This is a genomic window from Pseudomonas sp. MS01C9, assembly GCF_058202755.1.
The window spans coordinates 3275865-3299071 of sequence record NZ_CM177073.1 but is presented as its reverse complement, the minus strand read 5'-3'; the positions used below and the strand labels follow the sequence as shown (position 1 = coordinate 3299071).

Sequence of the window (23207 nt, the reverse complement as noted above, 5' to 3'; positions counted from 1 at the left end):
GAGTGGGCGGGATTTCAGATGTCTCCAAGGGGAGGCTAGGGGCCAACAAAATCTCGGAGCAAGCTGCCTGAAGGTACATGGGGCCGCTTCCCTAAGACTAATGATTGGGTGTTGATTATCGACTATACGGCACAGCGTAGGACCTAGACTGATCGTTCGGCCCGTAGATCTCTCCATCTGATCTGAAACAGGGTTTTTCGCGTTTCAAGGTCCCCACTATGCACGTGTGCCACTCTAGGTTGACACCTCTGCGCTCAAGCTCGGCTGCCTTGGTTTTCATCTCAGCAATCTGTGCGCGCCGAAACGCGAGCTCTGCTTGGCTCGGCAGTAGGGGGCCAACCAGAAGCCATGCTGTCGCGCCAATGGCTACCAGAGAAACGACAAGTACCGCGAAGGTCTTCAGGCCAAGCATCCGGGCCGCGCTTTTATACTGCCTAGCAGCCTGGTCGGCTGCCTTGTTCGCCTGGACGAATTTCTCAGACAGCAAAGCTGCAGCCTTGGTAGCGGTTTCATCAGCAATGAGAGAAAGGTCTTTTCTCGCAGAGATGATTTGAGCAACGACTTCAGCCTGCAGTTTTCTCAGGGCAGCGACTGCTTTGTCGGCCTCATCCTGGGTGTGTAGTCCAGCAGAGAGCAACGAGGTGAGTACCTCGGCTTGAGCACGGATTTTCTCGTCGTAAGATTCGTACTCACTTGCAGTAATAGGGGCTCTCATCCCAGGCCTCGATCGAATGACTTATGTTTGGCGAGCTCTTTTGCTTTTGTTTTTTCAAGTGCTAGCCGGTGATTTTGCTCGGCTCGTTCGAACCGCTCCTTTGCCCATGCTCGAAGCGTCATGTTGAGCTCCAGCATGTCCTCCAAGGGTGCGAATTTCAGTACCCCCCCAGGTTCAGCCAAAAGCAGCAAGCCACCAGACCCCGAGGCCTCAGAGCCGTTGACGGTCTTAACTGTCAGGAGGTAGTCGCGGATCTGCTTGCCGGTGAAGTTGGAACGCTGAAAGGCGATGGCCTCAGCTGTTGATTGAACGAGGTCTTGGAGTCGACCGACCCTCGCTCTATCCCTTGGGAATGCATCCAAGTAGGAAACGGTGAGGAGTCCAAGCGAATCTTCGGTGGACTTGGTCTCAACATACCAATGCACCTCACGGGAAATATCGGTGAGCTGTTTCTTTTCGATGGCAGCCTTAAGCCCAGCGTGCTTACCCCGTTCCTTGCGCAGATCCGCTCCTTCTGCCTTGAACTCCAGGAGGCGGGCCACACCACCGAAATTCAACAATACGTCGGCTAGCAACTGATCGGCAGGGGTTTGCTGGAGCAAATTGATCGATCCTAGCGCGGCGCGCTTTGAGCCTTGCTGGAAATCACGGATGGCATAGCCAAGGGCAAACAAGAAATTCCCGATGGTGATGTTTTCGTAAAGCTTCATTCAGTGCGCTAAATCCTTAGGGCGTGATAAATAAGGGCGACAAACAGCCACCCGCGCTTAAAGCTCATCAGCTTTTATCACTGGCCAGGTGCACCGCGGCCGCCGCGCTATTCGTCTTCCGGCCAGCAGGTGGGAAGCCCGAGCACCTCAGCGAGCGAAAAGCCGTCGCACCTTTGCAACCGATCCCCGCTAACGATCGCGTGAGGCATCGTTTTCAATGCTTCAGGGAGTGGATGCGTAGCCCATGGATTGAGATAGATCGTGTGGCGTCGTGAGGAGAGCGAGTATGCGGTCAGGTCGTTGAAAATCCATGCGCCGCTAACACGCCTGGCTCGAGGTCCGGATGGACCAAGCCATGCACCATTTGGAACACGAGTAAATCTGACTTCTTTCTCCGGATCTAGAGCATCCAGAACGTACTGCTCCTGCCCGTATAGCGCGCCCATTTCGTCAATTTTGTCGAGATGGAACGAGCCGAAATTCACTGCTACCAAAAGAGGCTTGTCGAGGTCGCCGTACTTTGCGCCCTTGAACTTGATGGCGTCCCGAATGGGTGACCACTGATCAATGAGCCCCGCGCCGCCATCAAGCATGCCGATCAATGTACGGGACTTACCGCGGGCCTCAGGCTTAAGTGGATAGGCACGGAGGCGCACTTGCCATCCTTCATGTGCCCAATCGCGTGTGGGGGCTGAGTCCAAGCCTCGGCTTTCAGCTTCAGATCGAACCCTATCGGGGTCGAGTGAATCCAGCCATTTCAATGTGGCGGCGAGCAGTTTCTTACCGCTTGGCTGAGTATCGGGTATGCCGTCGTATTCAACGAGGACCATGAAATTAGGGTGGCTCGCCTTACCCAGTGCATCGAGCGTTGAACCAATCATTGCTTCCGCTGCAGGAACAGACTTGTCCCGAACCGAAGCAAGAACAGCCTCGAGATAGAACTCTTCGCCACTGGGGGTAGTGACATGAAAATCAGGGCGTGCCTTTGACCCACTCGGTAGCTCAGGGTGGGGGGACAAGGCGTAACCCAGTCGAGCCAAGAACGCATAGAGCGCGACTTCGAACACTGCGGACTTGAAGTGCGTGTCGTCGCCGCATTTGAGCCGAGCGACTAACTCGTCTCGCTCCTCCTGTGGATATTCCCCCACGAGGCCTTCCAGGTAGTGGCGGACTCGCTCCATTTCCGGTCGAGCTGAGCGATCCAGGAAGGCAAAATTACTCTCGCGGTTCGTTTTGGGGGTGGCATCGGTACGCTGATAGGCAGTGAAGATCATGTTCAAATAGTCACATGGAGCTGCCCGGCTAGCAGGTACGCCCTTGGTAGCCGGTTGCGCGGATGGTTGCTGGATGCGATGGTAACAAGCCGCGCAGAATAACCCAGTAGATTATCGACCAACTGCGGGCTCGCTGTGAACGGTCTGTTGAGAGAAAAAGTGAAAATGCATCTCTGGTGCCCATTTTGTTCGGGGTGGAAGTTATATGTACGTTTATAAGGACGAAGCTACCGCTCTGCTACGTGAGTCAGCCGACAGCATGGCGACGACAATTGAGAGGCATCGCGACAAGCTTTTTGACTTGCTCAACGAGACAGATTGGGCACTGGTTATCAAGCTGCACGCGACCCTCGAGGCCACGGTAACGCAGCTTGTTGTTGCTTATACCGCTGACGAGCTCAAGCCAGTAGTTGAAAGGCTACCTCTGTCAGATGCTCAGGTAGGGAAGGCAAAAATGGGGGTGGATCTCGGTGTTATTGAACCGTCCATGTACACCTTTATCAGGCGATTTTCAGAGCTGCGGAACGATCTGGTTCACGACACCGCGAACATGGACCTTGATCTGAAAGCCTATGTAGACAGCCTGGATCAGAATCAGCGCAAGCGCTGGAAGAAAGCATTAGTTTGGACTGAGGGAGATGAGGGAAAGCGTGCTGAATTGGAATCGGCGATGCTCACAAATCCGCGTACCACTCTCTACATCATGGCCTTCACATTAATTTTGATCTTGGCCACAGCCGCCGAGGAGCCGAAAGCCAAGCGCCAGATACAGGAGTTGGTTGAGAAAACTACTCGCCAGCTGCTCTGTCCAGACTAAAGCGTTATCAGCGTCAGCTGCGGCACTAGATCGCTCAGGTCTAGATGCACCTGCAATTAGATTGTGCCTGAAGTGGCTATTGGCGTACGGCTGCTTTTGGCCGGTAGTTGCCGTTCATTAACGGTCACTACCAGTCAAGAATAGTCAAGAGATATAAGCATCCCAATGCACGCCGCGCATTACTAAACGACCGGTCACCTTTGACAGTAATGCAAGCAAGCGAGCTAGACCTACCCCTGCATCATTGATCTGAATGTACGGAGCAAAACTATCCTGAACCAATAGCACTCCATCGTTCTTAATCAGAATTCCCTTTGTGAGATCTAAATAGACATCTGGCTGACCTGCAGTAGGCAGTTCAGCTAGCTTTCGCTCAATGACATCCAAGGCGGACCCGCCGTATGTGAGAACGACATTTAATACTCTTGCATACGGCCAGTCCAGATCACCTAATTGAACACCCTCTAATGTGCTTGGTACCAACGTGTTGACACTTGCAATGTTGATCGCAATAGTTTCGAGAGTAGATGGTGATATTTGTGTTTTAATTTCAAAAGTTGCTACAGCTCCCTCCTGAAATATAAGATCATGACCACTGGCAAAGGGTAGTCGTGGCATCGACCGTAACATCAGTACGATATCTTGTTGTTTGGACCGCTGCCCACTCGAGTCAATAATCATCCCACTTACAACGCTGGTCATTTCTGGGAGATGCGCAATAAGAAAATCTTGGATAAGACGCTCACGCGCCGAGCCAGCAGTAGCAGAGTGACCTAGCACGTTGCTCATTTCATATTGAGCATTTAATGCTTTCACAGCTCCTTTGCAGTATTCGACTAGCGGTTTCATTAGACAACTCTTTTTTGATTTTACGTAAGCCACGATTCTGAGGGAGTCCAGGAGTGGTTGCAAATGGCCGATTTTTGCCCACCTGCATAGGGCAGCTATTGGCCCTAAGCGGTCGGCCATCAACGTCCGCTTCTGGCCGATTTCTGCCTGTCGTCACCAGCAGCTAACTGCCAACCATGGTTACGAAGTGTGCTGGTCAACTCCGATGCAATCGGTGGTCAGATCGAGTGCAAACGGGTGGCCAATTTCGCACAGTATTCCAATTGGTATTCCAACCAAAATACCAAAATAGATATTAACTTTATAAATCAATAACTTAATTAACGAATTCAAATTACCCCGGCCCACCACTTCATCATCTAAAGACGTCCACGGACGTCTTTTTTTTGTGCCTGAAACCCAGTAAATACGTGGGTTTCAGTGCCATCGAGCGCCACTCCGGCAGCAGCGTCACCTGCGTCCGAGTCTCGCCCTAAATGAATCGTTTCATGATCGCCCCCGATACGATCTAGACGAAAAAAGCTTAGATTATCCTCGGCGTATTCCGGCTTTTGGCCTTAAAGCAAGCTCGCTTTTCATCTGGATTGAAATCATTACCGGAGGGGATTGGTCAGATATTGGCAAGCTGGGGGACAATGGATTTACCCATGCAGTCGACTGCCGCAAAGTATTTACGACCGCTTGAATGGGACAACCTTGCGTGACATTCGCAACAATACTCGTCACTGTATTGGCCATCAGGTTTGAAAAATAGCGTGGCCTCGTTGAGGTCGGTTATTAAAAATCCTTCAGATTTCAAAATCTGTTCAAAACGAGCACGTAGTGAAGAGAGGGCGGTGGGAAGGTGGGGATGACTGTGAAGCTCCTTCGGGTATGGGGTCGCACTCAGTAGATCCACCGTCGCGATCGATTCTCCGGTCGCTTTGAGGGCTTGCAACAAATGTGGGTGTACGTACGACAGACTGCTCGCAGCGTGGTGCGCAATACTTTGACAGACACTACTGAGGCGGCGACGGGAAGGCATTCATTCCTCCTGATCTGGTTTGCGAGCTGCGTCGAGCTGCTGGATTCCTAGAGGCCATATGGTGTCTCAAAACCTGGTCGAATGCCCCCATGTCCGAATCGTTCTAAAAAATTTGTTTTCACACAGCTTGTACCCAAAGCAGTCATCGAACTACTCCGCATCCCGCGTGCTTGTTTTTACACAACCTCGGCCGGAAGCTGCCTGTCATGCTGGCCGCTTGTTATTGACCGAGATAGACATTGACATAAAATCGCCCCCCCAAAAAATCAGCTTGCATAGCGAGAAGGAGCTTCGATGCAACGGGTGATGATCGTTGGTCAACCTGGGTCAGGCAAAAGCACTTTGGCGCGTGAGCTTGGTCGGCGCACGGGTTTGCCGGTCGTTCATATCGACACTATTCACTGGCAGCCAGGGTGGATCGAACGAAGTCGGGACGAGAAGACACAGCTTTGTCTCGATGTAGAGGCCCGAGATTGTTGGATATTCGAAGGTGGCCATTCAGCCACTTGGGACAACCGGCTGGCCCGTGCAGATCTTTTGATATGGATTGATCGTTCGGCGACGCTTCGATTCTTGCGCGTACTGCGCAGAACCCTGCTCCAACGCGGTCAGTCTCGGCCTGACTTGCCGGAGAACTGCCCCGAATTGCTGATGAACCTGCCGGAATTTTTCAGATTCATGTGGCGGACGAAAAAATCAGCGCGAGAAAAGATCCAGCAACTTGTTGCAACAGCGCCATCAGCTTGCCGCGTGGTTTGTCTGCGCTCTAATCGGGATACCGGCATTTTTCTCGCGAGCATTGGAAATTCGACTGTCCAGACTCCGCGAGATTGATCGACGGTTGCCTGATTCAATGCGGAACTGCCATTCACGAGCGGCCGCTCCTGGGCCATAGCTGCCGGTCGTGGCTGCCTTTATTCTGCCCCCCTCAACCACCCTTCCCCTTCTCCAACTCCGCAATCAAAAAATCCCTGAACGCAGAAACCGCCGCCGGTAAATTACGTCCCGCCATGCTCTGCAGTTCGATGCGCCGTGCCTTCATACCTTCATCAAGAATCGGCAAGCATTGAAGTGCCTTGTCGGCCACTTGCTTGTGCAAGGTCATTTCACTGGCGAGGCTGATGCCTCCCTCTTCGCGCACGAAGCTATAGAGCGAGGCCACGTAGTTAGTGGTCAATACCGGGTCGAACAACAAGCCCTGCACGCCGCAACAGATGTCGAACAGTTGCCGTATGGTGGTGTCGGCCTTGGGGAGTGCAATGGGCCAGGGTTGCAACTCGGCGAGGTTGACCGCTTCACGCCCGGCCAAGGGATGAGAATTGGAGACCACGGCGAAGATCGCGCCGCTCAGGACATGTTCGACCTTGATTTCCTTTTGTGGCGTCAGGCTGAAGGTCATCGCCAGGTCGGCTTCGCCGGAGCGTACCTTTTCGGTCGCCTGCGCAGGCGCACAGACCTCCAGGGTGAAATGGATGCCCTGATACTCACGCCTGAATGCACTGATGCTCCTGGGCATGTATTCCAGTGCGAATCCTTCCGAGCAGGCCACGTGTACGTGACCTCGTTGCAAGCCGTGCAGCTCGGTAATTTCCAGCACCACCTGCTCGGCCTCCAGTTGTGACTTGCGCGCATAAGCCGCCAGTCGCGCGCCCGCCTCGCTGAGCACCATGCCCCGGGCACGACGCTCGAACAGGCTGGCATCCAGGGCCAATTCAAGCTTGGAGATCTGCCGGCTCACCGCTGACGCCGCGACGTTCAGCCGTACCGAGGCTTCGCTGATCGATCCGCATCGCGCCACTTCCAGAAAATAGCGCAGTGCCGTGGACTGCACACCATACAGCTGCATCGGCGCCTCCAGGGTTTGCCTTTTCGGCAAAGGAAGTATCGAAATATTATTCTTGTGGCATTGATAACCTTTCCCTACATTCGAGTCCAGATCAAAAAAAATACAGTCTGATCCTTTTCCCTCCTTTGCGCTTTTGCGATTCGCTGCCCTTTGATTCAACCACTCTCGCCAACGGAGACGACGGCATGGGCATCAAAGGTTTCGCCTGCACTATTGCGCTGATGGGCTTCATCAGCAGTTTTCCGGCTCATGCCGGTAAAGCCAACGACACCCTGGTTTACGCTTCCGACAGCGAGCCTGAAAACATCAGCCCCTATCACAACGATCTACGCGAAGGCGTGATTCTCGGTCGGCTGATCTGGGACAACCTGGTCTACCGCGATCCCAAAAGCGGCGAGTACCAACCCATGTTGGCCACGCGCTGGAAACAGGTCGACGACACCACCATCGACTTCGAACTGCGCAAGGGCGTCAAATTTCACAACGGTGACGACTTCACCGCCGACGATGTGGTGTTCACCCTCAACTACGTGGTGTCGCCCGAAGCGAAAGTCGTGACCGTGCAAAACGTCGACTGGATCAAGAGCGCCGAGAAAACCGGTGACTACAGCGTCCGCCTGTATTTGAAGAAGCCTTTTCCTCCGGCTCTGGAATACCTGTCCAACGCCGTTCCGATGTTTCCCAAGCAGTATTTCGAGAAGGTCGGCCTGGCCGAATTCAGTCGCAAGCCAATCGGTACCGGGCCGTATAAAGCCGTATCGGTGGTGGCTGGCGAAGGCGTGACCATGGAGATCAACAAGGACTACTTTCCGGACAGCCCACAAGGCAAACCGCATATCGGCCACCTCAAGTTCCGGGTGATCCCGGATGCCGAAACCCGCCTGGCCGAGTTGATGACCGACGGTGTCGACTGGACCTGGCGCGTGACCCCGGATCAGGCGGTCGACCTCAAGGGCATGCAGAACCTCACCGTGACCAGCGGCGAAACCATGCGCATCGGTTTCCTGATTCTCGATGCCCGGGGCACCTCCACCGAAAACTCCCCCATGAAGAACCTCAAGGTGCGCCAGGCCATCAACCATGCGATCAACCGCAGTGCGCTGGCCACGCAATTGGTGGGGGGCGAAGCCAAGCCCTTGCAGGTGGCCTGTTACCCAGGCCAGTTCGGTTGCGATACCTCCGCGGCCACGGTCTACGACTACGACCCGGCCAAGGCCAGGGCGCTGCTTGCCGAAGCCGGTTATCCCAATGGCTTCGAGACCGAAATCTTCGCCTATCGCGACCGTGATTACGTCGAAGCCATCATCGGCAACCTGCGCGCCGTGGGTATCAACGCCAAGCTGCGCTTCTTGAAGTACGCCGCCCTGCGCGATCAGCAACGTGGCGGCAAGGTGCCCATGTCGTTTCAGGCCTGGGGCTCGTTCTCGATCCTCGACACCTCGGCGTCGGCCGGCACCTGGTTCAAGGGCAATCCGGACGACAACATCAAGGATCCACAAGTCCAGGGCTGGCTGCAGACCGCCGACAACGCCCTCGACCCGCAACTGCGCAAGGACAACTACCGCAAGGCGTTGCAGCGCATCAGCGAACAGGCGTACTGGGCGCCGCTGTTCAACTACTCGATGAACTACGCCTACACCTCCGAACTGGCGTTCACGTCATACCCGGATGAGTTGCCGCGTTTCGTTCAGTCCAGCTGGAAGTAATCCGCAACCGGGCGGATTGATCGAGAGGTGCCGTGGCTGCGACTGACTCGCACCACGGACATCTCCTCACACATGCCATCCATTGGATACGAGGAAACTTGCCATGCTTGGATTCCTTCTGCGTCGGCTGGGCATCGCGATTTGCGTGGCCATTACCGTGTCGGTGATCAGTTTTTCCCTGTTGCACCTGTCCGGCGACCTGGCCACGGCCATTGGTGGACCGGAAGCCACCAGCGAACAGATCGAACAGATCCGCGTGCAATACGGCTTGAACAAACCGCTGCCGACCCAGTACTTCAACTGGCTGGGCGATTTGCTGCGGCTGGACCTGGGCAACTCGTTTTTCTTTCAGGAATCAGTCTACAACCTCGTCGTCAGCCGTTTGCCGATTACCCTCGGGTTGGGTGCCATGGCCCTGGGCATCGCCTTGCTGGTGGCGATTCCACTGGGGGTGCTGGCCGCGGTCAAACGCGACACCTGGATTGACCGACTGGCTTTGAGCATCGCGGTGCTGGGCCAGGCGATGCCCAGTTTCTGGTTTGCGCTGATGCTGATCGTGGTGTTCGCGGTGACGCTCAAGTGGTTGCCGGTGTCCGGCAACTCGACCCTGCTGCATTTCGTCATGCCGGCCATTGCCCTGGGCTACTACGCGACGCCGGCCATCATGCGCCTGACCCGCGCCGGCATGCTCGATGTGCTCGGTTCCGATTACATCCGCACCGCCCGCGCCAAGGGCCTGCGCCCTGCCCGCGTGCTGTTCAAGCACGCATTGCGCAACGCCTTGATTCCGGTCGTCGCGCTGGCGGCGGTGGAGTTCGGCTTCATGCTCGGCGGTTCGGTGGTGATCGAAACCGTGTTCTCCCTGCAAGGCATCGGGCAACTCGCCTGGGACGCCATCGCCCGTGACGATTTTCCGGTGGTACAGGCCGTAGTCCTGCTGATTGCGGTGATCTACATCATCCTCACCTTGCTGGCCGATGTGCTCAACGCACTGCTCGACCCGCGCATCCGCGTGCGCTAGGAGGCTTACATGAGCACCCCCACGACCCTCGCGATCAATGACTACCTGCCACCCCCCAGCAGCCTGAGCCGAGTCCTTGGCAAGAGTTTTCGCCATCGTGGCTTTGCCATCGGCGCGGTGTTGTTGCTGATCATCTTCGCCGGTGCACTGTTCGCCCCGTGGCTGGCCCCCCACGACCCTTATGCGCAAGACGTGATGCTGCGCATGAAACCGCCGGTATGGATGGCCAACGGCACCTGGGAGTACGTCCTCGGCACCGACAAGCTGGGCCGTGACTACCTGTCGCGATTGCTCTATGGCGCTCGGATTTCGCTGTTCATCGGCATCGCGGCGGCGTTGATTTCCGGCTTTATCGGCACCGTGATGGGGCTGTTGGCGGGTTACTACGGCGGCAAGCTCGATGCGTTCATCAGCTACCTGATCACCACGCGGCTGGCGATGCCGGTGGTGATGGTCGCGCTGGCCTCGGCCTCGCTGATGGGCGGCTCGCTGAAAGTGGTCATCGTGCTGCTGGGCTGCCTGTTATGGGATCGCTTCGCGGTGGTGGTCAGGGCTTCGGTGCAACAGATTCGCGATGCTGAATATGTGGCCTCTGCCCAGGCCCTTGGCTGCTCGACCCTGCGCATCCTGGTCAGCGAGATCCTGCCCAATCTGGTCGGTGCGCTGATCGTCGTCGCGACCCTGGAGATGGCCCACGCGATCCTGCTGGAGTCGGCCCTGTCGTTCCTCGGGGTTGGCGTGCAGCCGCCGACGCCGTCCTGGGGCCTGATGATCGCCGAAGGCAAACCCTACATGTTCTTTTCCCCGTGGGTCATCGCCATTCCCGGCGTCGCCCTGATGATTCTGGTGCTGGGCATCAACCTGGTCGGCGACGGCCTGCGCGATCTGATCCTGCCCGACGGCCGCAACTGATTAGAGGAGTCCGGACATGGCACTACTCCATGTTGAAAACCTGCGCGTGGACATCCCCATGGGCAACAGCCCGACACCGGATGACATGCTGCATGCCGTGCGCGGTCTGGATTTCGAAGTCGAGCGCGGTGAAATGCTGTGTATCGTCGGCGAATCCGGCTGCGGTAAATCCCTGACCTCGCTGGCGCTGATGGACCTGCTGCCACGCAAGGCAAAACGCACCGCGTCCCGGCTGACGCTGGACGGCATCGACATGCTGGGCCAGAGCGAGCGGCGCATGTGCGACCTGCGCGGCAATCGTCTGGCGATGATTTTCCAGGAACCGATGACCTCGCTGAACCCGGCCTACAGCATTGGCGACCAGCTCAGCGAAGTGCTGACCCAGCATCGCAAGGTGTCACGCAAGGATGCCCTGGCGCGCGCCGCGCAGATGCTGGAGAAAGTCGGTATCAGCAATGCCACCGAACGCTTGCGCCAGTATCCGCATCAACTGTCTGGCGGTTTGCGCCAGCGGGTGATCATCGCCATGGCGTTGATGTGCGAGCCGGACCTGATCATCGCCGATGAACCCACCACGGCACTGGACGTGACCATCCAGGCGCAGATCCTGCGCTTGATCCGCGATATCCAGAAGGAGTTCGGCCTGGCGGTGATTTTCATCACCCATGACCTGGGGCTGGTGGCCCGGATCGCCGATCGGGTCGCAGTGATGTATGCCGGGGAAATCGTCGAAACCGCCCCCGCCCGACAACTGTTCGAAAACCCACAGCATCCGTACACCCGTGGTCTGCTGACCAGCATTCCAATCCCCGGTCGGACCCGACCGGGCGAGGCCCTGGGTTCGATTCCAGGCCTGGTGCCAAGCCTGGTGGGCGAACAGCAAGGGTGCGCGTTCCGCAATCGTTGCGCCCAGGCGATAGCGGCCTGCGCGCAAGACATTCCCGAAGTCGAGCAGGACGGCCACATGGCGCGCTGCCTGTTCGCCGCACCGGCCCCGGCGCCGATTCGCCTTCAAGAGAGGGCTCGGTCATGAAAAAAGACATCGCATTGGAGCTGTGCGACATCCGTCGCGAGTTCCGGATCAACAACGGCTTGTTCAAACCCGCCGCCACCCTGAAGGCCGTCGATGGCGTTTCCCTGCGGCTGATGCGAGGCGAGACCCTCGGCCTGGTAGGCGAGTCCGGTTGCGGAAAAAGTACCCTGGCCAAGATGCTGCTGGGTCTGTTGCCACCCACCAGCGGCGATGTGCTGGTGGGTGGCAAGCACCTGGCGGCGACGGATCGCAAGGAAATGTCCCGGCACATCCAGCCGATATTCCAAGACCCGTACTCCTCGCTGAACCCTCGCAAGACGCTGCGCGAAATCGTGACCCTGCCGCTGATCGTGCACGACATCGGCAGCCCCGCCGAGCGACGCAAGAAAACCGAAGCGATGCTCGATGTGGTCGGCCTGCCCAAGCGGGTCATCGACAGCTATCCGAGCCAACTGTCCGGCGGCCAACGGCAACGGGTGGCCATTGCACGGGCGTTGATCATGCGCCCTGACGTGTTGATCTGCGACGAACCCACCTCGGCACTGGACGTTTCGGTGCAGGCGCAGATTCTCAACCTGCTGCAAGACCTCAAGCGCGAATTCGGCCTGACCTATCTTTTGATCAGCCATAACCTGGCGGTCATCGAACACCTCGCCGACCGGGTAGCGGTGATGTACCTGGGGCGTATCGTCGAGGAACGCACCCGCGAAGCGTTATTCGCCAAACCCGGCCACCCGTATACCCGCGCCTTGCTGGATTCGGTGCTCACGCCCGATCCGCGCCTGGGCATTCCCGAGATCGGCCTGGGCGGTTCCTTTCCCAATCCGATGTCACCGCCCTCCGGCTGCGCCTTCCATCCGCGCTGTCCGAGCTGCTTCGCCCCCTGCAAGACGGCCTACCCGGCCAATGATCCGATTATCGGCGGCAACGTGCGTTGCCACCTTCACGACAGTCCCGCCCAAACCCTGGAGCTTGTCCACTCATGAGTCGTTCACTGGCCATCAGCAACACCACAGCGCAATTCGATAACGGCGCATTTTTCAACCTGCTCGAACGCAGCGTCGCCTTGCACACTGAAAGCCAGGCAGCGGACAGCCAACCCGAGTTGTATCGCTATCTCCATGAGTTCATCACCCCGCATGTCGAGGCGATGGGCTTCAGCGTCGCTGTCTATGACAACCCGGTGGCAGGGCGCGGCCCGTTCATGATCGCCACGCGCATCGAGCAGCCGCAACTGCCGACCGTGCTCAGCTACGGCCACGGTGATGTGGTACGCGGCTATGAAGCGCAATGGCGTGAAGGCCTGTCGCCGTGGCAGGTCATTGCCGAAGGCGATCGCTGGTACGGCCGCGGCACGGCGGATAACAAAGGCCAGCACCTGATCAACCTGACCGCGCTGGAGCAAACCCTCAAGGCTCGCGACGGCAAGCTGGGGTTCAACGTCAAGCTGTTGCTGGAAATGGGCGAAGAAGAAGGCTCGCCGGGCTTGAATGCATTCTGTGCCGCGCACAGTGAAGAGCTCGCCGCGGATATTTTCATCGCCTCGGACGGACCGCGCCTGGCGGCGTCACGACCAACGATTTTTCTCGGCTCACGGGGGGTGTTCAACTTCGAGCTGGTGGTCAATCTGCGCGAAGGCGCTCATCACTCTGGCAACTGGGGCGGGTTGCTGGCCAACCCCGGGATCATCCTGGCCAATGCCATCGCGAGCATGGTGGATGAACACGGCCGGGTGAAAGTGGCGGGCCTGATGCCTGAATCACTGCCCGAGCCGGTTCGTCAGGCGCTGGCCGATATTGACGTCGGTGGCGGACCGGGCGATCCGGACATCGACGCCAACTGGGGCAACCCCGAGCTCTCCCTGAGCGAAAAGGTGTTCGGCTGGAACACCCTCGACGTCATCGCCTTCAAGACCGGCAACCCGGACGCCCCCGTACACGCGATCCCCGGCAAGGCCAACGCCCACTGCCACATCCGCTTTGTGGTGGACAGCGACTACACGACCTTCATCCCGGCGGTACGTGCCCACCTGGATGCCCATGGTTTCAGCAATGTCGAGGTCAAGCAAAGCCACGTCGAGGTGATGCACGCCACTCGGCTGGACCCGCAAAGCCCATGGGTCGATTGGGCGCTGAGCTCCTTGGCCCAGACCACCGGCAAAAAACCTGCGCTGCTGCCCAACCTCGGCGGTTCGCTGCCCAACGATGTGTTCGCCGATGTGCTCGGCCTGCCCACATTGTGGGTGCCGCATTCGTACCCGGCCTGCTCGCAGCATGCGCCGAACGAGCACTTGCTGGCACCGGTGGTCAAGGAAAGCCTGCAGATCATGGCGGGGTTGTTCTGGGACCTGGGCAACGATGCGGCACGCCTGACCCAGGCGCATCAGTTGCGGGAGCAAATGCAATGAGCGCCACGCCACAACAGGCGCTGGACTGGCTTGCCGACCAGCGCCAAGCCATGGAAACGCTGCTGCAGCGTATCGTCGACACCGACTCCAACAGCTATGACAAGGCGGGGGTCGACGCCGTGGGCGCGCTGCTCGCGGCAGAGCTGGAGGCCGACGGCATCCTGCTCAAGCGCATGCCGGTGGAAGGCTTTGGCGACGTAATGCTCGCCGAAGTGCCAGGCGAACCTGGAAAGCCGGTGTTGCTGCTGGGCCATCGCGACACGGTGTTCCCCAAAGGCACCACCACGGCGCGCGGCTACAGCTGCGATGGCAATCTCGCCTTTGGCCCCGGCGTCGCCGACATGAAAGGCGGCCTGGTGCTCAATTGCTTCGCCCTCAAGGCACTCAAGCGTGCCGGCCCCTTGCCCTATCCGGTGCAGGTCCTGTACACCGGTGACGAAGAAATCGGCTCCGGCAGCGCCAGGCCCCATATCGAACACGCAGCCCGTGCCGCCCGCGCCGTGCTCAATACCGAACCCGGTCGGGCCAGCGGCAACGTGGTCAGCGCACGCAAAGGCGGTGCCACGCTGATCATCGAAGTCAGCGGTCGCGCGGCGCATGCCGGGGTCAACCATGCCGACGGCGCCAGCGCCATCGAGGCCCTGGCACGCAAGATCGTCAAGCTCCACGCCCTGACCGATTACTCGGCAGGCATCACCACGAACGTCGGCTTGATATCCGGGGGAACGTCCAGCAACACCGTTGCTCCGAGCGCCTCGGCGCGGCTGGATGTGCGCTTCATCGAACTCAAGCACTGGGACCGGATCCTTACCGCGATCCTGGCCATCGTCGCCGAAGAAGAACTGATCGGTACCCACGCCATCCTCAAGGAGGCGACAACCTTTCTGCCGATGGAGGCCCGTCACAGCGAACGGCTGTTGCAAATCTACCAACAAAAAGCCCTGGCGCTGGGTTTCAGCGTCGAAGGCGAATTCACCGGCGGTTGCGCCGACTCCGGATTCACCGCCAGCCTGGGCATCCCAACCCTGTGCGGCCTCGGCCCGGTGGGAGGCAAGGTCCACACCGATCGTGAATACCTGGAGCTGGATACGCTGGTACCTCGCGCCCAGGCCTTGGTGGCGACCATCCTGGCTGTTGGCCAGAGCAGTTGAAATAACGGGGCGTCGAGATCAAGGTCCAAAGCAACAAGAGCAGGACACACGTCCAACCTCCATATAGCTGAACCACCGACTTCGCGAGCAACCTCGCTCCCACAAGGGGCAAGCCAGCCTCAAGCGTCCCAAGGGGCCATGGCGTCAACGTCAATGGCGTAGCGCTCAATGGCCTCGGCACAGACGCCGGCCTGCAGCCTCCCCTCTTGCACCAGCGAGGTCAGCGCACTCAGGACGATCTGGTGCCGGTCCACTTCGAAGAACCTGCGCAGTTGGCTGCGGGTATCGCTGCGGCCGAACCCGTCGGTACCGAGCACCGTGTAATAGCCATCGAGATAACTGGCGATCAACTGGGGCAAGGCCCGTACGTAATCGGTACAGGCAATGATGGGCGCCGAGTCGTTAAGGCATTCCTGGACATGACTGCACCTGGCAGGCTGTCCGGGATGCAGTCGATTCCAGCGCTCCACTTCCCGTGCATCACGTGCCAATTCGGTAAAACTGGTCACGCTCCAGACCTGACTGTCGATCCCCCAATCGCTGGCCAGCAACTCGGCGGCGGCGATCACTTCGCCCAGGATGGCGCCGGACCCCAGCAACTGGACACGTCCACGCGCCCCCTCGACTTCATGCCGGGCAAACCGATACATGCCCTGGATAATGGCCTGTTCGACACCTTCGGGAAGGCTGGGCTGCGGGTAGTTCTCGTTCATCAGGGTAACGTAGTAGAACTCGTCCACCTGGAGCTCCAGCATCTGGCGCATGCCGTGATCCAGGATCACCGCGAACTCGCCGGCGAATGCCGGATCGTAAGCCCGACAATTGGGAACCATCGCCGCCATCAGGTGACTGTTGCCGTCCTGGTGCTGCAGGCCTTCGCCACCCAATGTCGTGCGGCCCGCGGTGGCACCGAGCAGGAACCCGCGGGCCCGTTGATCCGCCGCCGCCCAGATCAGGTCGCCGATGCGCTGGAAGCCGAACATCGAGTAGTAGATGTAGAACGGCAGCATTGGCAGGCCATGCACCGAGTAGCTGGTCGCGGCGGCGACCCAGGAGCTGATGGCGCCGGCCTCGCTGATGCCCTCTTCGAGAATCTGCCCGTCCAGGGCTTCTCGATAACTGAGGATCGAACCGATGTCCTCCGGCTCGTAACGTTGCCCCACGCTGGAGTAGATGCCGATCTGCTTGAACAGGCTGGCCATGCCGAAGGTACGCGCTTCATCCGCCACGATCGGTACGATGCGCGGCCCCAGTTGCTTGTCCCGGAGCAAGCCGCTGAGCATCCGCACGAAGGCCATGGTGGTGGACATTTCCTTGCCCTGGGCGGCGATGGCGAACCCGGCGTAATGCTCTACAGCGGGCACGGCCAATGACTCGCAGGCCGAAGGTCGTGCCGGCATGTAGCCGCCCAACGCCTGGCGGCGTGCATGCAGGTAGCGCATTTCCGCGCTGTCGTCGCTCGGTTTGAAGAAGCTCAGGGAGGTGGCCTGCTCATCGGTCAATGGCAGGTTGAAACGGTTGCGGAACGCGATCAACGCCTCACTGTCGAGTTTCTTCTGCTGGTGTACGGTCATCTTGCCCTGTCCGGCGTCGCCCATGCCGAAGCCCTTCTTGGTCTGGGCCAGGATGACCGTCGGTTTCTTGCCCTCGAGCATCGCGCTTTGATACGCGGCAAAGATCTTCACCAGGTCATGACCACCGCGCTTGAGGCGGTCGATCTGCTCGTCGGTCAGGCCTTGGGCCAAGTCCGCCAGGGCTTCGTCCTGACCGAAGAAATGCTCACGGTTGAAGCGCCCATCCTTGGCCGCGAACGTCTGGAACTGGCCATCGACCGTGGCCGACAAGGCCCGGACCAACGCGCCGTCCTTGTCCCGGGCAAACAACCTGTCCCAGTCGGAGCCCCAGACCAGTTTGATCACGTTCCAGCCCGCACCGCCGAACAACGCCTCGAGCTCGTCGATGATGCGACCGTTGCCACGCACCGGGCCGTCCAGGCGCTGGAGGTTGCAGTTGACCACCCAGACCAGGTTATCCAGCCCTTCGCGCGCCGCCAGGGTCAGCGCCGACATACTTTCCGGCTCATCCATTTCACCGTCGCCAAACACGCCCCAGACGGTACGCCCCGAGGTCTTTTGCAGGCCGCGGTGCTCCAGGTACCGCATGAAACGCGCCTGGTAGATCGAGCTGATCGGACCGATCCCCATGGAGCCCGTCGGGAACTGCCAGAAGTCCGGCATCAACCAGGGATGCGGATAACTCGACAACCCCCGGGCGCCATTGGCGCGTGCGCCGATCTCTTGTCGATAGTGCTGCAGATCCTTTTCTTCCAGGCGTCCCTCGAGGAACGCCCGGGCATAGACGCCTGGCGCCGAGTGCGGTTGGTAGAACACCAGGTCACCGCCGTCGGTCGGGGTGCGCGCCTTGAAGAAATGGTTGAAGCCCACTTCGAACAGATCCGCCGCACTGGCATAACTGGCGATGTGTCCACCCAATTCGCCATAGGCGTGATTGGCCCGGGCAACCATCGCCAGGGCATTCCAGCGCATGATGGATGCCAGGCGTTCCTCGATCGCCAGGTCTCCGGGAAACACCGGTTGCCGCTCGACGCCGATGGTATTGATGTAGGGAGTGCCATGGCTGGGCCGCCAGCCGATGTCCGCAGTGCTTGCCACGGCCAGCAGCATGTCGAGGATCTGTTTGGCCCGGTCCGTGCCGCCGTGGGCGGCGACCGACAGCAAGGCCTCGCGCCACTCGGCCATTTCTTCATCCTCGACAGCCCGGGCCGGCCATTGGGCATGGGGATTGGACAGGTTCATGGGCAACTCCTGCTGATGTCGGGTATCGCTTCGAGGTGGCGCGAATGACTGCCTCGGGCGAGGTTTTTGACTTGCTCTACCGCCGCCATGATGGAGCGCTCGCTCGTCTCGTCTGGGGCGACCGGGTAGAGGCATGGCTGAGCGATGGAAAGGTCGTGCAAGACGTGCTCATCGAGTTCACCGAGCACCACGAAACGGTAGTCACGCTTGGCCACGTGCCCTTCGACGAGCTTGCCAGGCGCGGTGTTCACCGTATCGACATGGATCAGCGCGACATTGTCGAAACAGCTGAACCCCTGATGGATCAAGTCAATGTGATCGCTATCGAGTCCGCTCACGATGACCACGATACGCGTATGACTGGAAGGCTCGCGCATCCACTTCATTGCGTGGATGCGCGCATGGGCGGTTCGGCTCATAAGCGTTGCCTTACTGGTTTGCACAGGCGAATTGACGAGGGCTGGGTTAAATGACGCCGCGCGCCTGCAGCACGCTTTTGGCCAGACGCCGGGTCGCCGATAACACCTCTTCCACCTGCCGATCCATCGCCGCAGTGGATGAAGCGATTGTTCCAAGTTCGACGACACGCAGCGGATGGCCGCAGACCGATCCCAGCCAGGTCAGGCCTGGCACCGTGCCGACTTCCAGCAGAAAGCTGTCGTGGGGAACGCCGCGCAACAGTTGGCTGGCATAACACGCGTCGCCTCCGGCAGACGGCTGCGCACTGGACCCGACCCGCAACCAGTCGACCCTCAGCGCCTCCGACTGCTGGACGGCCAGGTAGGCCACCTGGTCCCAGTCATCTATCGTCACGTGCAGCTTGTCGATCATGTACTTGGGCAACGCGGCGCTGGTCACGATGACCACTCCGGCATCCGCCGAAGGTTCCTTGATCCAGACTGCGGATTGCGATATCGCATGCATGGCGGTACTCCCGGCGGTTGGATTGCAGCGGCTCGCTCCGAGCGGCGATCCGGCGATGAGGCCGTGACATTCAACATGCATGCCGACTGCCCCACCGCCTCGTGAGCAAGCGCTCGCCTACAGGTCTGGTGTGAATCAGCCGTTGCGGAACAGGAAGCTGTAGGCGTTCAGGGCAGGCGCTCCGCCCAGGTGCGCGTAGAGCACTTTCGAGCCTTCGGGGAACTCGCCACGGCGGACCATTTCAATCATCCCGTGCATGGATTTACCTTCGTACACCGGATCGGTCAGCACACCTTCCAGGCTGCCGCACAGGCGAATGGCTTCCAGCGTGCCGTCGTTGGGCAAGCCGTATTCCGGATAGGCGAACCGAGTGTCGAGCACCACGTCCTCCTCGGTGATTTCGCGGCCCAGCTCCACCAGTTCCGCGGTATGCCGGGCGATACGCAGGATCTGTGCCTTGGTTTTCTCTGGCTTGGCCGAGGCATCGATGCCGATCACTTGCTTCGAACGGCCGTCCGCGGCGAAACCGACCACCATGCCGGCCTGGGTACTGCCGGTCACGGAACAGACCACGATGTAGTCGAACGTGAAGCCCAGCTGTTTTTCCTGCTCTCGCACTTCTTCGGCAAAGCCGACGAACCCGAGGCCGCCATAGGGATGCTCGGAACAACCCGCCGGGATCGGGAACGGCTTGCCGCCGCGCGACACCACGTCGTCCATGGCCTTCTCCCAGCTTGGCCGGATACCGATGTCGAACCCCGCGGCGTCCAGTCGTACCTCCGCCCCCATGATGCGAGACATCTCGATGTTGCCCACCCGGTCATACACGGCATCGGAGTAGTTGACCCAGTTTTCCTGCACCAGCACGCACTTCATGCCCAGGTGCGCGGCCACCGCCGCCACCTGGCGGGTCTGGTTCGACTGGATGCCACCGATGGAGACCAGGGTATCGCAGCCTTGCTCGATCGCTTCGGGAATCAGGTATTCGAGCTTGCGGGTCTTGTTCCCGCCGAAGGCCAGGCCACTGTTGCAGTCTTCACGCTTGGCATACAGCTGGACCTTGCCCCCCAGATGTTCACTCAGGCGCTTCAAGGGCGTGATGGGAGATGGACCGAAGGTCAACGGATAACGTTTAAAACGATTCAGGTTCATGACTCTGCTCCTCGATGATTGAATATCCAAGCGCCAGGCCGAGAAGCAAAGGGCTGCATTCCAGGCTCTTTCACGGGGGGCTTCGATGAGTTCAATACTAAGAAGAAACCAGAAAATATGTATTGCAAATTATTAGCAATTAAAGAAACATAATTTTTAGCTAGAACCATCAAACACACTTTTACTGCGTATAAACCCATATGAGCGCAACAAATACTCGCAAGAAGCCGAGCGAAACAGCGTCAACGCCACAGCCGCTGGATCGAACCGACCGCGCCATTCTCAAGGCCCTGCAGCGAGATGCCTCCATCTCCAACGTGGCGCTGGCCGAGAAGGTCAAACTGAGCGCGCCGGCCTGCCTGCGACGCGTCGAACGGCTCAAGCAGGCCGGCCTGATCAAGCACATCGTCGCACTGCTGGACAATGAAGCGCTGGAGGCGGGGATGGTGGTCTTGATCGGGGTGGTGCTGGATCGCTCCACGCCGGAGTCCTTCGCCGCATTCGAGGCGGCCGCGCAGAAAGTGTCCGGCTGCATGGAATGCCATGTGGTGACGGGAGAGTTCGACTACTTCATGTTGATACGAACCAAGGACAGCAACAGCTTCAACCGGCTCCACGCGGAGCAACTGCTCTACCTGCCCGGAGTTCGCCAGATTCGCTCGTTCATGGGGTTGCGCCAGGTCTTGTCGACCACTCACATTCCCCTTTGAGGCTCGTTGGCCCCGATCGCCAGATTGGCCAGATTTCCCTTGGGGGTGGCTTCGCGCATGCCCTCGCTTCATTCCACATTCTCAGGGCATGCCTGGACTATCGCCCAAAAAGTGGCGCAACGTCCTTATGCAATGACAGGGGCAGGATTTCCCCACGTCGTCACGTGGCTAATGCGATGACACATAGACAGACGGCGTGGCAGGCGCGGGTAACGCATAAGTCGCCTTCATCCACTCGATCTCGGCCTGGGGGGTGCGGCCGAAGAAGCGTTTGAACTCGCGGCTGAACTGCGAGGCGCTTTCGTAGCCGACGCTGAATGCCGCGGCAGAGATGTTCATGGTGTTGCGCAGCATCAGCAGGCGAGCCTGGTGCAGGCGCGTCGATTTCACGTATTGCATGGGCGAGGTGTCGGTCACGCTGCGAAAGTGCAGGTGGAAGTTGGGTATGCTCATGCCCGCTTCCTGGGCGAGGGATTCGACGTCCAGTCGCTTTTGGTAACCGCTGTGGATCTTGCGGATCGCACGGGTGATCTGGCCGAAATGTCCCTGGCGGCGCAGGGCGGCGCGCATTGAGCCGCCCTGCTCGCCGGTGAGGATGCGGTAGTAGATTTCGCGCCTCAGGGCAGGGCCGAGTATCTGCGCTTCGCCGGGGTCGCTCATGGCTTGGAGAAAGCGCAGGGTCGAGGCGCGCAGTGAGTCGTCCATGGGCGAGGCGTACATGCCTTTGGGCGGGGCATCGCTGGGGCCGAGGACCTCGTCCACCTGCAGCAGCAACTCGCTGGCCACCTGAAAATCCAGGCGCATGTAGATGGCCAGCATGGGCTCTGTCTCGCTGGCGTCGGTCTCCATGGTGAAAGGCACTGGCACGGACACCACCAGATAATGCTGGGCATCGTAGACATAGACGTCTTCGCCCAGGTAGCCGCGCTTGCGGCCCTGGCACAGGATCACGATGCCGGGGTCGTACAGCACCGGCGTGCGGGTCAGGGGGCGGTTCGAACGCAGGAAGCGGATGTCCTCCAGCGCGCTGAGGTTGTAGCCCTCCACCGGGGCAAGTTGTTCCAGCAACTGCACCATGCATGCGGTGCGGGGGTCGGCCTGAGTCATGGGTGTCCTCTTGCTTGGCGCTCAACCGTCGGTGGAACGGCTCAGTGTTTCCCATTGATCGATCTCGCGGGCGGTGCGGCTCAGTTTTTCGCGTACCAGGCTCAGTGCGTCACTGCCCAGCAGCAGGTGGGCCGGTGGCGTCGCGCTGGCGATCAGCTGCAGCATCGCCTGGGCGGCCTTGCGGGGGTCGCCGAGCTGCTTGCCGCTTTTCTCTTCCCGCGCTTTACGAACCGGGTCGAAGCTGGCGTCGTAGTCGGCAATGCTGCGCGGGGTACGTTGCATGGAGCGACCCGCCCAGTCGGTGCGAAACGAGCCGGGAGCCACCGCCGTGACGAAGATCCCGAACGGCAGCAACTCCTTGCTCAGCGTATCGGAGATCCCTTCCAGCGCAAACTTGCTCGCGCAGTAGTAAGAAATGCCCGGCATGGTGATGGTGCCCCCCATGGAGGTGATATTGAGGATATGACCGGCGCGGCGCTCGCGAAAATACGGCACGAACGCCTTGGTCACCGCCACCGCGCCGAACACATTGACGTCGAACTGGCGGCGCATCTCTTGCAACGGTGACTCTTCGAAGATCCCCTCGTGGCCATAACCGGCATTGTTCACCAGTACGTCCACCGGGCCATGACTGGCTTGTGTGGCGGCGACCACGCTGTCGATCCGGTCGAACTCAGTGACATCCAGGATGACCCCGCGGGCATGATCCGGCGCCAGTGCCTCGAAGGCCTGCAACGCCGCGTCACTGCGCACGGTGCCGATCACCCGGTGGCCCGCCGCAAGTGCCTCCCGCGCCAGGGCATTGCCCAGGCCACTGCTGACGCCGGTGATGAATAGGGTTTTCCTGCTGCTCATGGCGAGCCTCCGATAAGGTGGGGACGAGGCCATGGTATCGATGGGAAACCGCGGCACCTATGCCGGTTTGCCTTGCAGCCTTGCCTATTCCTATCAGGGCCGGACTGGCGTGACGGACGTCAATGCCCGGGCCGTTGACCTGGGCCGCTCGCGCACATTTGCCCTGGCGTGATCTGTC

The 23207-nt window shown here is 59.4% G+C and carries 23 protein-coding genes; 11 read left to right on the top strand and 12 right to left on the bottom strand.

Features of this window, described 5'->3' with window-relative positions:
• Positions 1-115 precede the first annotated feature (115 nt).
• The 3 genes from AC1M7R_RS14965 to AC1M7R_RS14955 all read right to left on the bottom strand — a co-directional run bounded on the left by AC1M7R_RS14965 (position 116) and on the right by AC1M7R_RS14955 (position 2705).
• Entirely contained in the window at positions 116-715 is a 600-nt protein-coding gene (locus AC1M7R_RS14965) for a hypothetical protein (protein WP_490609720.1), read from the bottom strand.
• Positions 712-1425, bottom strand: coding sequence for a hypothetical protein (locus AC1M7R_RS14960; RefSeq protein WP_490609719.1), 714 nt, complete (start codon positions 1423-1425; stop codon positions 712-714). Before AC1M7R_RS14960 ends, AC1M7R_RS14965 begins: the two co-directional genes overlap by 4 nt.
• Positions 1426-1532: 107 nt before the next feature.
• Complete coding sequence (locus tag AC1M7R_RS14955) at positions 1533-2705, bottom strand: hypothetical protein (protein WP_490609718.1); 1173 nt, start codon at positions 2703-2705, stop codon at positions 1533-1535.
• Between the two features lie 199 nt (positions 2706-2904).
• Here AC1M7R_RS14955 and AC1M7R_RS14950 point away from each other — a divergent pair, with 199 nt between their 5' ends.
• Positions 2905-3516, top strand: a complete 612-nt coding sequence (locus AC1M7R_RS14950) for a hypothetical protein (protein ID WP_490609717.1) — start codon at positions 2905-2907, stop codon at positions 3514-3516.
• Positions 3517-3660: 144 nt separating this feature from the next.
• Here AC1M7R_RS14950 and AC1M7R_RS14945 read toward each other — a convergent pair whose 3' ends face one another.
• Together AC1M7R_RS14945 and AC1M7R_RS14940 are read right to left on the bottom strand one after the other, a co-directional pair.
• Complete coding sequence (locus AC1M7R_RS14945; RefSeq protein ID WP_490609716.1) at positions 3661-4365, bottom strand: DUF6602 domain-containing protein; 705 nt, start codon at positions 4363-4365, stop codon at positions 3661-3663.
• 610 nt (positions 4366-4975) lie between these two features.
• On the bottom strand, positions 4976-5389 hold the full coding sequence (locus AC1M7R_RS14940) for a hypothetical protein (protein ID WP_315641695.1): 414 nt from the start codon (positions 5387-5389) through the stop codon (positions 4976-4978).
• Between the two features lie 294 nt (positions 5390-5683).
• Between AC1M7R_RS14940 and AC1M7R_RS14935 the strand changes: the two genes are divergently transcribed.
• Positions 5684-6223, top strand: a complete 540-nt coding sequence (locus AC1M7R_RS14935) for an AAA family ATPase (RefSeq protein WP_490609715.1) — start codon at positions 5684-5686, stop codon at positions 6221-6223.
• Positions 6224-6317: 94 nt separating this feature from the next.
• Here the strand turns inward: AC1M7R_RS14935 and AC1M7R_RS14930 are convergent, their stop codons facing one another.
• Positions 6318-7235 (bottom strand): LysR substrate-binding domain-containing protein, encoded by a 918-nt coding sequence (locus AC1M7R_RS14930; RefSeq protein ID WP_072388629.1) that lies wholly within the window; start codon positions 7233-7235, stop codon positions 6318-6320.
• 185 nt (positions 7236-7420) lie between these two features.
• Here AC1M7R_RS14930 and AC1M7R_RS14925 point away from each other — a divergent pair, with 185 nt between their 5' ends.
• The 7 genes from AC1M7R_RS14925 to AC1M7R_RS14895 all read left to right on the top strand — a co-directional run bounded on the left by AC1M7R_RS14925 (position 7421) and on the right by AC1M7R_RS14895 (position 15465).
• Entirely contained in the window at positions 7421-8941 is a 1521-nt protein-coding gene (locus AC1M7R_RS14925) for an ABC transporter substrate-binding protein (protein ID WP_072388632.1), read from the top strand.
• 103 nt (positions 8942-9044) lie between these two features.
• Complete coding sequence (locus AC1M7R_RS14920; protein WP_072388634.1) at positions 9045-9962, top strand: ABC transporter permease; 918 nt, start codon at positions 9045-9047, stop codon at positions 9960-9962.
• Positions 9963-9971: 9 nt separating this feature from the next.
• On the top strand, positions 9972-10874 hold the full coding sequence (locus tag AC1M7R_RS14915) for an ABC transporter permease (protein ID WP_072388636.1): 903 nt from the start codon (positions 9972-9974) through the stop codon (positions 10872-10874).
• Positions 10875-10890: 16 nt separating this feature from the next.
• Positions 10891-11907, top strand: a complete 1017-nt coding sequence (locus AC1M7R_RS14910; protein ID WP_103894000.1) for an ABC transporter ATP-binding protein — start codon at positions 10891-10893, stop codon at positions 11905-11907.
• Complete coding sequence (locus AC1M7R_RS14905) at positions 11904-12893, top strand: ABC transporter ATP-binding protein (RefSeq protein WP_490609714.1); 990 nt, start codon at positions 11904-11906, stop codon at positions 12891-12893. Before AC1M7R_RS14910 ends, AC1M7R_RS14905 begins: the two co-directional genes overlap by 4 nt.
• Entirely contained in the window at positions 12890-14314 is a 1425-nt protein-coding gene (locus tag AC1M7R_RS14900) for a M20 family metallopeptidase (RefSeq protein WP_076405602.1), read from the top strand. The genes AC1M7R_RS14905 and AC1M7R_RS14900 overlap by 4 nt, the downstream gene beginning before the upstream one ends.
• On the top strand, positions 14311-15465 hold the full coding sequence (locus AC1M7R_RS14895; protein ID WP_072388643.1) for a M20 family metallopeptidase: 1155 nt from the start codon (positions 14311-14313) through the stop codon (positions 15463-15465). Before AC1M7R_RS14900 ends, AC1M7R_RS14895 begins: the two co-directional genes overlap by 4 nt.
• Positions 15466-15584: 119 nt before the next feature.
• On the opposite strand, the gene mdeB is transcribed toward AC1M7R_RS14895, so the two are convergent.
• The 4 genes from mdeB to AC1M7R_RS14875 all read right to left on the bottom strand — a co-directional run bounded on the left by mdeB (position 15585) and on the right by AC1M7R_RS14875 (position 20357).
• Entirely contained in the window at positions 15585-18281 is a 2697-nt protein-coding gene (gene mdeB / locus AC1M7R_RS14890) for an alpha-ketoglutarate dehydrogenase (RefSeq protein ID WP_490609713.1), read from the bottom strand.
• Entirely contained in the window at positions 18278-18700 is a 423-nt protein-coding gene (locus tag AC1M7R_RS14885) for a hypothetical protein (RefSeq protein ID WP_092182050.1), read from the bottom strand. Before AC1M7R_RS14885 ends, mdeB begins: the two co-directional genes overlap by 4 nt.
• Before the next feature lie 46 nt (positions 18701-18746).
• Positions 18747-19205 carry a transketolase gene (locus AC1M7R_RS14880; RefSeq protein ID WP_072388649.1) on the bottom strand — a complete coding sequence of 153 codons (459 nt, stop codon included), beginning with the start codon at positions 19203-19205 and terminating at the stop codon, positions 18747-18749.
• A 135-nt stretch (positions 19206-19340) separates the two neighbouring features.
• The gene (locus AC1M7R_RS14875) at positions 19341-20357 is read right to left on the bottom strand and encodes a 1-aminocyclopropane-1-carboxylate deaminase (protein WP_076405610.1); all 1017 of its coding nucleotides are present in this window, start codon (positions 20355-20357) and stop codon (positions 19341-19343) included.
• Between the two features lie 200 nt (positions 20358-20557).
• Between AC1M7R_RS14875 and AC1M7R_RS14870 the strand changes: the two genes are divergently transcribed.
• Positions 20558-21067, top strand: a complete 510-nt coding sequence (locus AC1M7R_RS14870) for an Lrp/AsnC family transcriptional regulator (RefSeq protein ID WP_072388653.1) — start codon at positions 20558-20560, stop codon at positions 21065-21067.
• Between the two features lie 168 nt (positions 21068-21235).
• On the opposite strand, the gene AC1M7R_RS14865 is transcribed toward AC1M7R_RS14870, so the two are convergent.
• The gene (locus AC1M7R_RS14865) at positions 21236-22174 is read right to left on the bottom strand and encodes an AraC family transcriptional regulator (protein WP_072388655.1); all 939 of its coding nucleotides are present in this window, start codon (positions 22172-22174) and stop codon (positions 21236-21238) included.
• Positions 22175-22195: 21 nt separating this feature from the next.
• Positions 22196-23029, bottom strand: a complete 834-nt coding sequence (locus tag AC1M7R_RS14860) for an oxidoreductase (RefSeq protein ID WP_072388657.1) — start codon at positions 23027-23029, stop codon at positions 22196-22198.
• Positions 23030-23060: 31 nt separating this feature from the next.
• Here AC1M7R_RS14860 and AC1M7R_RS14855 point away from each other — a divergent pair, with 31 nt between their 5' ends.
• Positions 23061-23201: a hypothetical protein gene (locus AC1M7R_RS14855; protein ID WP_156682187.1), complete on the top strand. Its 141-nt coding sequence runs from the start codon at positions 23061-23063 to the stop codon at positions 23199-23201.
• The last annotated feature ends 6 nt before the right edge of the window (positions 23202-23207 follow it).